Origin of the sequence: Corynebacterium flavescens, assembly GCF_008693105.1 — a bacterium.
In the GTDB taxonomy this organism is placed as follows: Bacteria; Actinomycetota; Actinomycetes; order Mycobacteriales; family Mycobacteriaceae; genus Corynebacterium; species Corynebacterium flavescens.
Genome location: NZ_VXKK01000031.1, coordinates 185,170 through 199,100, shown reverse-complemented (window position 1 = coordinate 199,100; position 13,931 = coordinate 185,170). Strand labels below are relative to the sequence as shown.

12 protein-coding genes are annotated in these 13,931 nt (G+C 60.0%); 9 read left to right on the top strand and 3 right to left on the bottom strand.

The genetic code is table 11. The annotated features are described in order from the left end of the window. Positions 1 to 87: 87 nt before the first annotated feature. The 4 genes from F4V60_RS06780 (at position 88) to F4V60_RS06770 (ending at position 5,406) form a co-directional block, all read left to right on the top strand. Positions 88 to 2,382 (top strand): RelA/SpoT family protein, encoded by a 2,295-nt coding sequence (locus F4V60_RS06780; RefSeq protein ID WP_075729906.1) that lies wholly within the window; start codon positions 88 to 90, stop codon positions 2,380 to 2,382. A gap of 185 nt (positions 2,383 to 2,567) precedes the next feature. Continuing rightward, the gene (locus F4V60_RS12765) at positions 2,568 to 2,861 is read left to right on the top strand and encodes a hypothetical protein (protein WP_232315898.1); all 294 of its coding nucleotides are present in this window, start codon (positions 2,568 to 2,570) and stop codon (positions 2,859 to 2,861) included. 276 nt (positions 2,862 to 3,137) lie between these two features. Next, positions 3,138 to 4,691, top strand: a complete 1,554-nt coding sequence (locus F4V60_RS06775; protein WP_232315897.1) for a bifunctional metallophosphatase/5'-nucleotidase — start codon at positions 3,138 to 3,140, stop codon at positions 4,689 to 4,691. Positions 4,692 to 4,812: 121 nt separating this feature from the next. Then, complete coding sequence (locus F4V60_RS06770) at positions 4,813 to 5,406, top strand: DUF421 domain-containing protein (RefSeq protein ID WP_232315896.1); 594 nt, start codon at positions 4,813 to 4,815, stop codon at positions 5,404 to 5,406. A 147-nt stretch (positions 5,407 to 5,553) separates the two neighbouring features. Here F4V60_RS06770 and F4V60_RS06765 read toward each other — a convergent pair whose 3' ends face one another. Together F4V60_RS06765 and F4V60_RS06760 are read right to left on the bottom strand one after the other, a co-directional pair. After that, positions 5,554 to 5,835, bottom strand: a complete 282-nt coding sequence (locus tag F4V60_RS06765) for a hypothetical protein (RefSeq protein ID WP_075729905.1) — start codon at positions 5,833 to 5,835, stop codon at positions 5,554 to 5,556. Positions 5,836 to 5,970: 135 nt separating this feature from the next. Then, on the bottom strand, positions 5,971 to 6,831 hold the full coding sequence (locus F4V60_RS06760) for a peptidylprolyl isomerase (protein ID WP_075729904.1): 861 nt from the start codon (positions 6,829 to 6,831) through the stop codon (positions 5,971 to 5,973). 137 nt (positions 6,832 to 6,968) lie between these two features. On the opposite strand from F4V60_RS06760, the gene tpx reads away from it, so the two are divergent. The 3 genes from tpx (at position 6,969) to hisS (ending at position 9,580) form a co-directional block, all read left to right on the top strand. Next, the gene (tpx, locus tag F4V60_RS06755; protein WP_075729903.1) at positions 6,969 to 7,478 is read left to right on the top strand and encodes a thiol peroxidase; all 510 of its coding nucleotides are present in this window, start codon (positions 6,969 to 6,971) and stop codon (positions 7,476 to 7,478) included. Between the two features lie 165 nt (positions 7,479 to 7,643). After that, a complete protein-coding gene (locus tag F4V60_RS06750; RefSeq protein ID WP_075729902.1) occupies positions 7,644 to 8,291 on the top strand; it encodes an MBL fold metallo-hydrolase in 648 nt (215 codons plus the stop codon). A gap of 5 nt (positions 8,292 to 8,296) precedes the next feature. Further along, the gene (gene hisS / locus F4V60_RS06745) at positions 8,297 to 9,580 is read left to right on the top strand and encodes a histidine--tRNA ligase (RefSeq protein ID WP_075729901.1); all 1,284 of its coding nucleotides are present in this window, start codon (positions 8,297 to 8,299) and stop codon (positions 9,578 to 9,580) included. 78 nt (positions 9,581 to 9,658) lie between these two features. On the opposite strand, the gene F4V60_RS06740 is transcribed toward hisS, so the two are convergent. After that, on the bottom strand, positions 9,659 to 11,068 hold the full coding sequence (locus tag F4V60_RS06740; protein ID WP_075729900.1) for an L-serine ammonia-lyase: 1,410 nt from the start codon (positions 11,066 to 11,068) through the stop codon (positions 9,659 to 9,661). A 454-nt stretch (positions 11,069 to 11,522) separates the two neighbouring features. Here F4V60_RS06740 and F4V60_RS06735 point away from each other — a divergent pair, with 454 nt between their 5' ends. Together F4V60_RS06735 and F4V60_RS06730 are read left to right on the top strand one after the other, a co-directional pair. Next, positions 11,523 to 13,718, top strand: a complete 2,196-nt coding sequence (locus F4V60_RS06735) for a carbon starvation CstA family protein (RefSeq protein ID WP_428840510.1) — start codon at positions 11,523 to 11,525, stop codon at positions 13,716 to 13,718. Then, positions 13,718 to 13,900 carry a YbdD/YjiX family protein gene (locus tag F4V60_RS06730; RefSeq protein ID WP_075729898.1) on the top strand — a complete coding sequence of 61 codons (183 nt, stop codon included), beginning with the start codon at positions 13,718 to 13,720 and terminating at the stop codon, positions 13,898 to 13,900. Before F4V60_RS06735 ends, F4V60_RS06730 begins: the two co-directional genes overlap by 1 nt. Positions 13,901 to 13,931 lie beyond the last annotated feature (31 nt).

The following is a 13,931-nucleotide window of genomic DNA, read 5'->3' as shown; positions in this document are numbered from 1 at the left end:
TGAACAGTCTAAGCTATGTACATGTCCCATTAACCTTTGAGTAGATGGGCGGCAGGTACTGCTAGCGACGAGTAGAAGGGCGGCGCCATGACCACGGAGAAGTCGACCAAACGCCCCAGCGGGGGCGGAATGCGCAGCATGTCTGCGCGTTTGGCTAGGTCGCTGACGGGCGGGCGGGTAAAGATAAATCCCGTCCTCGATCCCCTCATGTCCATTCACCGCAAGTTTCACCCGAAGGCGGATGCGGAGCTCCTCAACAACGCTTATAACACCGCCGAGCGGCTCCATGCAGGCGTATTCCGCAAGTCCGGGGAACCTTATATCACCCACCCCTTGGCGGTGGCGACCATCGCTGCGGAGATCGGCATGGATACCACCACCATCGCTGCGGCTTTGCTGCACGATACCGTGGAGGACACGGACTACTCCCTCGATGACCTCACCCGAGATTTCGGCTCTGAGGTTGCACGCCTCGTGGACGGCGTCACCAAGCTAGACAAGGTGGCGCTCGGCGCCGCTGCTGAGGCTGAAACCATCCGCAAGATGATCGTGGCAATGGCCACCGACCCCCGCGTCTTGGTCATCAAGGTCGCCGATCGCCTCCACAACATGCGCACCATGCGCTTCCTACCTCCCGAGAAGCAGGCCAAGAAGGCTCGCCAAACCCTCGACGTCATTGCGCCTCTGGCACACCGCCTGGGCATGGCGAACGTCAAGTGGGAGCTCGAGGATCTGTCCTTCGCCATCTTGTACCCCAAGAAGTATGACGAGATCGTCCGCATGGTCGCTGATCGCGCGCCCTCGCGCGACCGTGCTCTCAAGGAGATCAAGGCTGATGTGGCCAAGGCTCTCAAGGAGAACGGCATCGACGCGGAGGTCATGGGCAGGCCGAAACACTACTGGTCCATTTATCAAAAGATGATGGTGCGCGGCCGCGACTTCGCAGAGATCTTCGATCTCGTCGGTATCCGCATCTTGGTCGATGACATCAATAGCTGCTATGCCGCCATCGGCGTGGTGCACTCCATCTACCAGGCCTTGCCGGGGCGCTTCAAGGACTATATTTCTTCGCCGCGTTTCGGGGTTTATCAGTCTCTGCACACCACGGTGATGGCCGCGGGCGGTTCCACTCTTGAGGTCCAGGTGCGCACGCATGAGATGCACTACAACGCCGAGTTCGGCGTGGCCGCTCACTGGCGCTATAAGGAAACCAAGGGCAAGAACTCCGGTCACCAGGATGAGGTCGATCAGATGGCGTGGATGCGTCAGCTGCTTGACTGGCAAAAGGAGGCTGCGGACCCCAACGAGTTCCTTGATTCCCTGCGTTATGACCTGACCACCAAGCAGATCTTCGCCTTCACCCCTAAGGGGGATGTGGTCAACCTCCCGGCCGGTTCAACGCCGGTGGACTTTGCTTATTCGGTGCACACGGAGGTCGGCCACCGCTGTATCGGGGCGAAGGTCAACGGCAAGCTTGTGGCCTTGGAATCGCAGTTGAAGTCCGGCGACAAGGTGGAGATCTTCACCTCCAAGGACCCGAATGCCGGTCCATCCCTGGATTGGCAGGACTTCTTGGTCTCGCCGCGTGCGAAGGCCAAGGTGCGCCAGTGGTTCGCCAAGGAGCGCCGCGAGGAGTACCTCGAGGTGGGCCGTGACGCGCTGGCCAGCGAGGTGCAGCGCGGTGGACTGCCGCTTTATCGCCTCTTTACTGCTTCTTCGATGAAGCAGGTGGCCGAGCAGCTGCACTACGGCGACGTCGACGCACTATATACAGCGATTGGTGCGGGCCATGTCTCTGCTCAGCACGTTGCGCACCAGCTCATGGCGCTCTTCGGCGATCAGGATGACGCGGTTGACGCATTGGCCTCGCGCACTCCTTTCTCCGAGTTGGAGAGCTCACGCAGTCAGCACACTCAGGACTCCGAACACGGCACGGGAATCCTCGTCGAGGGCAGCCCGGATGTCATGGCGAAGCTGGCGAAGTGTTGTCAGCCCGTTCCCGGTGATGCCATTTTCGGCTTCGTCACCCGTGGCGGCGGCGTATCCGTGCACCGCGTGGACTGCACCAACGCGGAGAAGCTCAAGGCGGAGCCGGAGCGCATGCTGCGGGTGGAGTGGTCCTCGAATAAGTCTGCAGGCGGCGCCTTCTCGGCTACGCTGCAGCTTGAGGCTCTCGACAGGCAGGGTCTGCTCTCTGAGCTCACGCGCGTCTTGAGTGATCAGAACCTCAACGTCTTGTCCATGACCTCGAACCGCGGTGATGACCACATCGCTACCGTGCGCTTCACGTTCTCGGTCTCGGATACCAAGCAGCTGGGGCAGCTGATGACGACTCTGCGCAACACGGAGGGAGTCTTTGACGTCTACCGCGTCACCGCCTAGTGCCAGCCGGCTGAAGGTTTAAGCGCCCGGGGATTTGCGGTGACATTTGCGTGAACTCTTCTCGCTCTAGACCTTAACTGCCTGTTCGATGGGGAAGCCTCACCCTGCGGGGACGGCGCAGAGCAGATAGAAAGAACGTTTGTACACAAGTTCTCTCTTTCTACTTTGTGGAGTTTCCCTTGAAGATGCTTAGACTACCTAGGCGGCGCCATGCCGTCTCGACCACCGTGACCGCCATGGGCACCGCGGCCGCAGTTGCCCTCGCGGGCACCTCGGTTGCCTTTGCCGAGGAAGAAGTCGAGTCCCAGTCAAATTCGGCGGATAGCGTGACCATATCGGTCTCCAATATCACCGATCTGCACGGACACCTTTCCAACGGCCTGTCCAAGAGCGAGGAAGGGGCCGTGACGCCCAAAGCCGGCGATGAGATGGGCGTTGCGCTCTTGCAATCACTCATCAAAAGGGTCAACGAGGGCTAGGAGTATGCGCTTACCACATCGGGGGACAACGTCGGTGGTTCTGCCTATATCTCCGCCATCTCGGAGGATGAATACACCCTGGAAGCCCTCAACGCGATGGGTGTGTCTGCCTCGGCGGTGGGCAACCACGAGTTCGATAAGGGCACGGAGGACCTGATGGATCGCATCGCTCCGCGCTCTAGTTTTCCGGTTTTGGGCGGAAACGTAATATAGGATGGCCAGCCTCTGCTAGATGCGTCCTATGTACAAAACATCGGCGGCGTCAAGGTTGGCTTCGTGGGCACCGTGACTCAAAACACCGAGAACAAGGTCGCCCCGGCCCTCATTCCTGGAATCACCTTCACCGACCCAGTTGCCGTCACCAACCAGGAAGCTACGCGTTTGAAACAGTCGGGCGAGGCCGACGTTGTCGTAGCCTTGATGCACGAGGATGCCGCGAAATTCGCCCCTGGATTCAACAATGACGTTGATGTTCTCTTCGGTGGCGATACCCACGTCCGTACCGCAGGCACTGTGGAGCGCCAGGACGCGCTTCCTTTGCAGTGGGCACAGGGCTACGAATACGGCAAGGTACTTAACGACGTCGACATTACCTTCGACAAGGCAGAGCGCAAGGTCACCGACATTGAGCTCACGCAGTATGACGCCACCAACTTGGATGGTGTCACTGAGGATCCTGCACTGGTAGCAATCGTTGCTGAGGCCGCTGCTAAGGCGAAAGGGCTCGGCTCCGCGATCGTAGGCACCACCCCGCAGGCGCTTTATCGCGGTTCGGATGAGGGCGCTGCCTCCGGTTCCAACCGTGGCGTCGAGTCCACCCTCAACAATTACATCGCAGAGGCCCAGCGCAGCTCCATGGCCACGATGGTGGATAAGACCATCGACATCGGCGTCATGAATGCTGGTGGTGTGCGCGCGGACCTGAAGGCGGGGAAGGTTTCTTACGAGGACATCTTCACCGTGCAGCCCTTCGGCAACGCTGTGTCCTATGGACTGATTTCCGGCGCTGACTTTATTAAGGCTCTGGAGAACCAGTGGCAGCCAGGCAAGTCCCGCCCGCGTTTGGCGCTCGGAGTGTCCAACAACGTGCAGGTCATCTACGACCAGACTGCGGCGCAGGACCACCGCGTCACTTCTGTCACCATCAACGGTGAGGAGGTTGACCCGGCCAAGGATTACTCCATCGCTGCCTCCACCTTCCTTATCGGCGGTGGCGATAGTTTCTTTGACCAAGGCGCCATTAAGGACACCGTGGACGTGGGCTACATGGACACCCAGGCCATGATTGATTACATCAAGACCAACGAGACCGTAGTCCGTACCGGACAGTCGCAGGTAGGCGCGCACATCACCGGCCAGATCAAGGCAGGACAGAAGATCACCGTTGATCTTTCTTCTCTGAACTACACCTCGGAGGGAGAGCCAATGGCGAAGAAGGCCACGCTCAAGCTGGGTGACGTCGAGGAAAGCGCTGATATTGACAATGCTGCGCGCGAGGGTGACGCGCAGATTGGTGAGCGCGGACGCGCCACCATGGAGCTGACCATTCCCGCGAATCTTAGCGGCAAACAGAACCTGGAAATTACCACCGACGCCGGAACGCACGCCGTCCTGGTGCTCGATCTTGGGGGCAATTCACATGGCGATGGCTCCAGCATCATTGATGGCTCCTCCGGCAGCTCCAACAACAGTGCCCTCGGCGGTGGCATCTTGGCAGCCATCCTGGCGGCCTTCGTCGGCGTCGTCGGCGTAGTCGGTCTCAACCCGCAGCTTCTGCCTGCACCCGTGCGCCAAATCATCGAGAACTTCCGCAGCCAGTTCGCCCGCTAGGAAGCTCCCAAAGCTGCACTGAAGCAACACAGAAGCAATACAGAAGCAATACAGAAGCAGCAATTAATCCATCCCGGGACCCTTTAGCCTGGCCTGCCAGCGGCGGGTAGGCTAAAGGGTCGTGGAGACTCTCAGACTCGTCCTCGTCGATGCGCAGTATCAGCTCACCGTAGCCCCGTATCGCATCCCCGTCGTCATCGCGGCTACGGTGGGCATCTACCTGGCATTCATGGTGCTGGTCAAGCTCTTTGGATCGCGCGTGCTGACGTCAATGACGGCGTCCGACGCCGTAATTGTCATCATGTTCGGCGCCGTGTCAGGCCGTGTCATCGTGGGCAATCCTCCCACGTTGGCCTCCGGCATCATCGGGCTATTGACCCTCATGCTGCTTGAAGCGGCTTTTGGCACCATTCGCCGCTACATCGGCTGGTCCCGCTTCCTCGATCGCCGCCCCGTACTCTTGCTGTATCGGGGAGAGGTTATTGAGAAGAACCTTAAGTTTTCTCACGTCAGCCAGAGCGACATCAACTCCGCGCTACGCAAGGCCGGCATTGGCCAACGCAGCGATGCCCAAGCAATGATCCTCGAGCCCACCGGCCAGATCTCCGTCATCCGCACCGGTCAAGCCATAGACCCCAAACTCTTTGCAGACGTCCTCGGCGCCGAGGAGGCTCTCAACTCCACCTTGCCTGAACGCGAACGCGAGAGCGAGTAGTACGGCTAAGCAGTAGGAGAGCGACAGGGCAACAAGGAGGCGATCGCTCGCAGGGAGAGAAGCCTTATAGAATTAAACAAAACGTAACACCGCCTCGCACCAACAAATGGTGCGAGGCGGTGTCCGTTCAGCAAGCCTCAGTTGAAATTACTTGGAGATCTTGTTGATGAAAGTGTAGATGGCGGAGAGAGCACCGACAACTGCGGTGATGATGCCGATCCACTCCTTGATGTCCTTAGCACGAAGGTCGGAACTACCACCCTTGCCAGGCTCCGGGGTGGTGGTGGTAGGCGCTGCAGGTGAGGACGTAGTCGAGGAAGCTGCAGGAGCGTTGTTGCTGCTCTGTGCGGAAGCAACGTTGACGCCAGCGAAAGAGACTGCAATTGCGGTGGCGCCTGCGACGAGGGCCTTGCGGGAGAAGAACTTCATGTGTGTTCGATCCTTAGGGTGAGGTTTTAGACTCCCCAGATGCTAATCAGCTTTGTCAGGTTTCGCAATACTTAGGGGTGAAAACTGATAAATCTCTGAAAATTGTGTCTGGAGTGGTCTAAGTGGCGGTTGAGTTTAGGAGTTCTTGACTGTGGCCCTGGTGATCTTGACTTCCTCGGCAGGTGCGCCGTCGGAAGCGCCGCCCTCGACGCCGGTTTCGGCGATCTTATCCAAGGTCTTCAGACCCTCGTCGCCGACGTTGCCGAAGTAGGTGTAGTCAGGGGCCAGGGTAGAATCCTCGTAGTTGAGGAAGAACTGCGAGCCGTTGGTGCCTGCGCCGGCGTTGGCCATGGCGATGGAACCGCGCGGGTAGATAACTGGGTTGCTGGCCGCCGCGTCATCGGCCTCGTCGGTGGGGTACTCGTTGGCGAACTGGAAGCCAGGGCCGCCGGAGCCCTTGCCGCTGGGATCGCCACACTGCAAGACGTTGAGTTGGCCGGAGGTCATGCGGTGGCACACGGTGTCGTTGTAGTAGCCGGACTCAGCCAGCGAGGCAATGGCGTTGGTGGTACACGGTGCCAAAGCGCGGTCGAGCTCCATATCGATAGGGCCCTGGGAGGTCTCAAAGTTCACGGTGACCGTTCCCTTGGTGGACACGTCCTTGCCCGAAGGCTTGGAGGCTTCCTTGGCGGCCTCACCGGCGCTGTCGTAGGTGCACTGCACGGTTGCGGGCAGGGCCTTGGCGCGTTTGCCCGTCAGGGCGGTGGCGGTGGGCGTCTCAGGGGTGGTGGCGGTCGAGGACTCCTCGGCCTGGACCTTGTCCTCAGAGCCATCACGGGTGGAGAGGAAATAGATACCGCCGACCAGGGCCAGGATGACCACGGCGGAGGCGGCTACTACGCCCAAGGGGCGGGTCTTTTCCTTGCGGTCGCGAGCCTTGAGCTCCCGGCCGAGGTGGGCGAGTGCTTCCTCGCCACGCTTTTTATTATCGGGCACCGTAAAACTTCCCTCTAGTATCGGAGTCTTTGCATTGATCTGGAATGATTCTAGCGCCAGGCAGTCTCCTGGGGTGAAGTACCCACGCGGTGCGGGGGTCGTAGCGATCGTGCTCACTAATCAGTAGGCTCGGGCGCATGGCTACAGTTAAATTTGATAATCAACCCGCCCAGACCGTTGGAGACCTCCCCGCAGTAGGGGATGCTTTCCCTGATGTTGAGCTCGTAGGTACCGATCTTTCCCCCGTCAAGTTGTCTGATTTTGCAGGCAAGCGCGTCGTGGTTTCCCTTTTCCCCTCCGTTGACACTGGTGTGTGCGCGGCCCAGCTGCGTGCCTTCAATGAGAAGGCCGCGGGCCTGGAGAACACCGTCGTGCTTTCCGTCTCCCGCGATTTGCCCTTCGCACAGGCCCGTTTCTGTGCGGCCGAGGGCATCGAGAACGTGGTTTCTGCCTCGGACTTCCGCTCCGACCTGGGGGACAAGCTCGGCATCTCCCTCGCGGATACCCCGCTGAAGGGCCTGCTGGCACGCTCGGTATTCGTTCTTGATGAGAACCACAAGATCGTCTACGTCGAGCTCGTACCGGAGGTCACAACCGAGCCGAATTATGATGCAGCCCTAGAAGCACTGCACAAGCTCGATAGCTAGAAGCTTCATTTTTCCAGCGCCCCTTATCTCACATCTTTGTTGTGGAAACGGGGCGCTTTTGCATGCCTGGGGTGTGGTGCGGCGTTGTGGCGGCGTCGGTATGAGGCGGCTTCGCCAAGCACAGGCTATACAGAAACGGAAAGGGGAGCGGCTAGGCTAGAAAGCATGGAAATATTGGGTTTTGGGGCAGGTCCTTATAAGACGAATACCTACGTGGTGGCCAATGGCACCCGCGCCTTCGTGGTGGATCCGGGGATGCATGCCATGCGCCGCGTACTAGACCTTGCCAAAGAGCACGAGCTTAGCTTTGAGGCCATCGTGCTCACGCACGGTCACATCGACCACACGCGCGAGGCCGGGGACCTGGCCGCGCGTTTGCAGATTCCGGTATATATCCACCCCGAGGATGCATTCATGTTGGACAAGGGGGCCGGGGTTTCGCCCCAATCGCAGGTGCTTTTCGACGGCGAGCATATGACCCCCATCACCGACTTGCGGGATCTCCCCGGCGAAGGAGAAATTGAGTTGATAGGGGGTTCCTTCGGGCTTGCCCACGCCCCCGGGCACTCGCCCGGATGCACCATCATCGTGGGTGAAGACTTCGCCCTCACAGGGGATGTGCTCTTCCGTGGCTCCATTGGGCGCACGGACCTCGAGCATTCCGATCCGGAAGCCATGGCGGCCAGCCTGCGCGGACCCGTGTGGAACCTGGCGGACAAGCTCTCCATTCTGCCTGGGCACGGTCCCACCTCGACGATGCGGATGGAGCGGGCGACCAATCCCTTCTTGCGATCTATCGGGAAGGTAATCTAGAGCGCGTGAGTGATAAAAAGCAGTTCCAAGCCCTTTCGGCGCCCAAGGGCGTCCCGGATTATGTACCGCCGCAGTCCGCAACCTTCTACAAGGTGCGCGAAACCATGGTGGAGCAGGCTCATTTATCTGGGTTCCAGCACATCGAGCTGCCCATCTTCGAAGACACCGCCCTCTTTGCCCGTGGCGTGGGTGAATCCACCGACGTGGTCTCCAAAGAGATGTACACCTTCGCCGACCGTGGCGATCGCTCTGTTACCCTTCGCCCCGAGGGCACAGCAGGCGTCATGCGAGCTGTTATTGAGCACAACCTGGACCGCGGACAGCTGCCGGTCAAGCTCAACTACTTTGGGCCTTTCTTCCGCTATGAGCGCCCCCAAGCTGGGCGCTACCGTCAGCTGCAGCAGGTCGGCGTCGAGGCCATCGGCATGGATGATCCCGCTTTGGATGCTGAGGTCGTAGCCTTGGCTGATCGTTCCTTCCGGACCTTGGGCCTCAAGGGTTTCCGCCTTGAACTCACCAGCTTGGGTGATAACAACTGCCGTCCGGCCTACCGCGAGAAGCTGCAGGAGTTCTTGTTCAAGCTCAACCTAGATGAGGAGACCCGTCACCGCGCGGAGATTAACCCGCTGCGCGTTCTCGATGACAAGCGCCCAGAAATCCAGGAAGCCACGGCCGACGCCCCGCTCATGCTCGACTACCTCGACCACGAGTGCCAGGAACACTTTGAAACGGTCACCGGGCTACTGCAGGACATGGGGGTGCCTTTTGAAATCAACCCGCGCATGGTGCGTGGGCTGGATTATTACACCAAGACTTGCTTCGAGTTCGTCCACGATGGCCTCGGTGCCCAATCTGGCATCGGCGGCGGCGGGCGCTATGACGGCCTGATGGCTCAGTTAGGCGGCCAAGAGCTCTCCGGCATTGGCTATGGCCTCGGCGTCGACCGCGCCTTGTTGGCACTGGAAGCAGAGGGCATCACCCTCGACGGCGTCAACAGTCGCGTCGATGTATTCGGCGTGCCCATGGGTGCGAACGCCAAGAGGCACATGGCAGGGCTCATCAATGAGCTGCGCAAGGCTGGCATTGCCAGTGACATGTCCTTCGGTGACCGCGGCCTCAAGGGTGCGATGAAGGGCGCCGACCGCGCGGGTGCACGCTTCGCCCTCGTCATCGGTGACCAGGAACTGGAATCCGGCACCGTGGCCCTCAAGGATCTCGCCGCCCACGAGCAGCACGAGGTGGCCCTGGACCAGGTTGTCGCCGAGGTTGCGCGGCGCCTTTTGGTCTAGGCCTGGGGGCTCTGAGGCCCGGTGTGTGTCTGTTGCTGAGCCAGAGGCTCTGGCTGGGTTGTGTCTGGGATTAGGGTGCTAGCACTCCACCTGGGACACGCTAAAGCCCAGAGTCTTGGCGAGTCCTCCGATGGAGGTCTCCTTGTACTTGGAGAGCATGTCCCGCCCAGTCTCCGCCATGGTCTGCACTGCGGCATCCAGGGTGACGTAGTGGGTGCCTTCGCCGATCTTGGCTAGGCGTGCGGCGTTGATTGACTTGACCGCGCCGATGGCATTGCGCTCGATGCATGGGATCTGCACCAACCCGCCCACCGGATCGCAGGTCAGGCCGAGGTTGTGCTCAAGGGCGATCTCAGCGGCGTTTTCTATCTCTGCCGACGTCCCACCGAGTAGTTCTGCCATACCTGCGGCTGCCATGGAGGAAGCGGAGCCGACCTCGCCTTGGCAGCCCACCTCGGCCCCAGAGATGGAGGCGTTTTGTTTGATGATCATCCCGATGGCCCCAGCCGTAAGCAGATAACGGCGCGCCGATTCACGGGTGAAGTTGGCCTGAAAGTCCCTGGCATAGTGCAGGACGGCGGGGATAATTCCGCAGGCGCCGTTGGTTGGAGCTGTGACTACGCGCCCACCGGCCGCGTTTTGCTCGTTGACCGCGAGAGCATACAGGTTGACCCATTCCATCGCGGAGAAGCCGCTGGCTTGGTCTTGGTAGCTATTGAGAAGCTGCTCGTACATGTGCGGAGCCCGGCGCGAGACATGCAGGCCGCCGGGTAAGATCCCGCGCGTTGAAATGCCGTCGGTGACACATTCGCGCATGACATCCCAGACGCGGTCGAGATGGTGCAGCACATACTCGGCGCCGCCCTCATCCTTGTGGAGAACTTCCTCGTTGGCCAAGACCAGCTCCCAGATAGCCAGGCCCGTCTCCGCGCTGAGCTCAAGTAGGCGCTGCGCGGTACTGAACTCATAGGGAACTGGCTCAGAGACCTGTGCGGCCGCGACACCAGCGGGAACCTCATCGCTGGCACTGAGCTCGGCATCGAGCTCTGCGCGGGAGAGGATGAATCCGCCTCCGACGGAGAAGTACTCGGATTCTATGGCGAGGGCATTGCCTGCAGAGTCCCAAGCGCTGAAGATAAGGCAATTGGGGTGCTCGGCCACGGGAGTGCTGTTGAAGGAGATCGAGTAATACATCGCTCCGGCAGGTCCTTCGACATGGCCCTGTTCTGGGATGGGGTGACCCGCCTGCGGCTCGGCGTCGATAGCGACGGTGAGTGGATCCCATCCGGCCAGACCCAAGATGACCGCGCGGTCGGTGGCGTGGCCACGGCCGGTGGCTGCGAGGGAGCCCCGCAATTCGGTGTGCACCCGGGCAGGAACGTGTGGAAGTGACTCTATAAAGGCCTTCGCCGCGCGCATCGGTCCCACCGTATGGGAAGAGGATGGGCCGATTCCAATGGAGAAGATATCGGTGACGCTAATTGCCATGCGGGGTGAGAACTTCTTTCTTTGTGCCTGGGATGTTCTTTGTGCCTGGGATAAGTCCGCGATGTTCTAGCCGGAGCCTGCGGGTATCGCTGCAACCCTTCATCTTACAACTGCCTCTAACTTGAGCTCGGCAGCTGACGTTGGTGCTGACATAGCCCGTGTGTTTGGAACTGCCTCGTGAAGATGTTTGGGAAGTTTGTGAAGCGAATATAGCGCAACCTATTGTGTGTGAGTTATGTATAGGTGATACTAGTCTGTATCGTAGCTCACACCGTCAAGTGCGTGGGGTAGCACAGGCCTACTTCTATGCATCTGCATGCGGGGCGAGCCACGAGTTTTTATTTATCCGCTCAGTTTCGTCGAGGAGAAGAGCGTGAGTATAAAAGTCGGCCCGCAAGCAGACCCGGACAAGTCTGATATTGACTTCGTCGAGGTCAAGGGTGAAAAGAAGCCCATTAACGTGCGCCCGCAGCGCGTCATAGGCAAGGTTGAGACCTTCGTCATCCTCGTAGCAGCCGTGGTGGCAGCCGCTGGATGGGGAGTATTGGCACTGCACCGCGGGGAAACAATTAGTTCAGTATGGCTAGTTTTAGCCGCCATTGGCTCCTATGTCATCGGATATACGCTTTATGCCCGCCTCATCGAATACAAGGTGGTCAAGCCCCGCAACGATCGTGCCACGCCGGCTGAGTACGTCAATGATGGCAAGGACTTCGTGCCTACTGACCGCCGAGTCCTCTTTGGACACCACTTCGCAGCGATTGCTGGCGCCGGCCCCCTCGTCGGCCCGGTCATGGCGGCGCAGATGGGTTACCTGCCAGGAACCCTGTGGATCGTCTTAGGCGTCATTCTGGCAGGCGCTGTGCAGGACTACCTCGTCCTGTGGGTGTCCACGCGTCGCCGTGGGCGCTCGCTGGGCAAGATGATCGAGGACGAGATGGGCAAGGTCGGCGGCATAGCCGGAATCATCGCCACGATCGCCATCATGATCATCATCATCGCGGTGCTTTCCCTCATCGTGGTCAATGCCTTGGCAGAATCGCCCTGGGGTGTTTTCTCCATCTCCATGACGATTCCGATTGCCTTGCTCATGGGCTTGTACCTGCGTTACCTGCGCCCAGGCAAGGTCTCAGAGGTCTCCCTCATCGGCATCGTCTTGCTGCTGGCTGCCATCGTCGGCGGCGGCTGGGTGGCGGATACCGCCTGGGGAGTAGAGGCCTTCACCTGGTCTAAAGAGACCCTTGCCTTCGCGCTTATTGGCTACGGCATCGTGGTCTCCGTCCTTCCTGTCTGGCTATTGCTCGCACCCCGCGATTACCTGTCCACGTTCATGAAGATCGGCGTCATCGTCTTGTTGGCGCTGGCGATTGTCATCGAGCGTCCCCTCATCCAGATGCCAGCGGTGACTTCTTTCGCGATTGAGGGCAACGGGCCGGTCTTTTCCGGCAACATGTTCCCCTTCCTTTTCATCACGATTGCCTGTGGTGCGCTCTCTGGCTTCCACGCGCTGATTTCTTCCGGCACCACCCCGAAGCTGGTGGAGAAGGAATCTCACATGCGTTCCATCGGCTACGGCGGCATGATCATGGAGTCCTTCGTGGCCGTCATGGCCTTGGTCACCGCGGTGGTCATTGACCGTCACGTTTATTTCGCCATGAACTCTCCCGCTGCCGTCACCGGTGGAACCGAGGAGGGTGCCGCCAGCTTTGTGGCCACCCTACAGCTGCCGGGGCAGCCAATTAGTGCAGACCAGCTTAATGCCGCAGCCGAGGCTGTCGGCGAACATACCATTGTATCTCGCACCGGCGGAGCTCCTACCTTGGCCTTTGGTATGTCGGAGATTATGACGGACCTCCTCGGCTCGCCGGCCATGCAGGCCTTCTGGTACCACTTTGCCATCATGTTCGAGGCGCTATTCATCCTCACCGCAGTCGACGCCGGAACTCGCGTCGCCCGCTTTATGATGTCTGATTCCCTCGGGGCGATACCGGGACTGGGCCGCTTCCGTGACCAGACCTGGCGCCCGGGCGTGTGGATTTCCACCGTTGTGGTCTGTGCCCTGTGGGGAGCCATCCTGTTGATGGGTGTCACCGACCCGCTGGGTGGCATCAACGTTCTCTTCCCGCTCTTCGGCATTGCCAACCAGCTGCTGGCGGCGATTGCCCTTTCCCTCATCCTTGTCGTGGTGGTGAAGAAGGGCCTCTACAAGTGGGCGTGGATTCCGGCCATTCCCTTGGCCTGGGACTTGGTCGTGACCATGACTGCTTCCTGGCAAAAGATCTTCAGCTCCGACCCAGCGGTGGGATACTGGTCCAACCACGCTCGCTTTAAGGACGCGATGGACCAAGGTCTCAATGAGTTCGCCACGGCTACCACGCCGGAGGCCATCGCGGCCGTGGTGCGCAACACCGCCATCCAAGGCAGCCTCTCCATCCTCTTCGCGGTCTTGGCGCTCATCGTGGTGGCCAATGCGCTCGTGGTCTGCTACCAGTCCGTTCGTGAGCGCGCAGCGGGCCAGGAACCGGAAACCTCCGAGGAACCCTTCCGGCAATCGGAGATGTTCCTGCCACGCGGCCTCATGTCCACGAAGCGCGAGAAAGAGGTCGCCGCCGCGTACGGGGAAACCTTCGAAGCAACAGGAGCCCACTGATGCTGGCGCTACTGAGTTCCGTCAAGTGGTACTTCTGTGAGCTGATGGGGGACCACGACTATAAGAAGTACGTGGCCCACCTCAAGGCCCATCATCCCGAGGAGGCGGTGCCCAGCGAGCGCGAGTACTGGCGCGCGCGTTATGCCGAGCAAGACGCCAATCCCGGTACCCGCTGCTGTTAAAGCAATGTGACGAGTTCTAGGACTCGCGCGC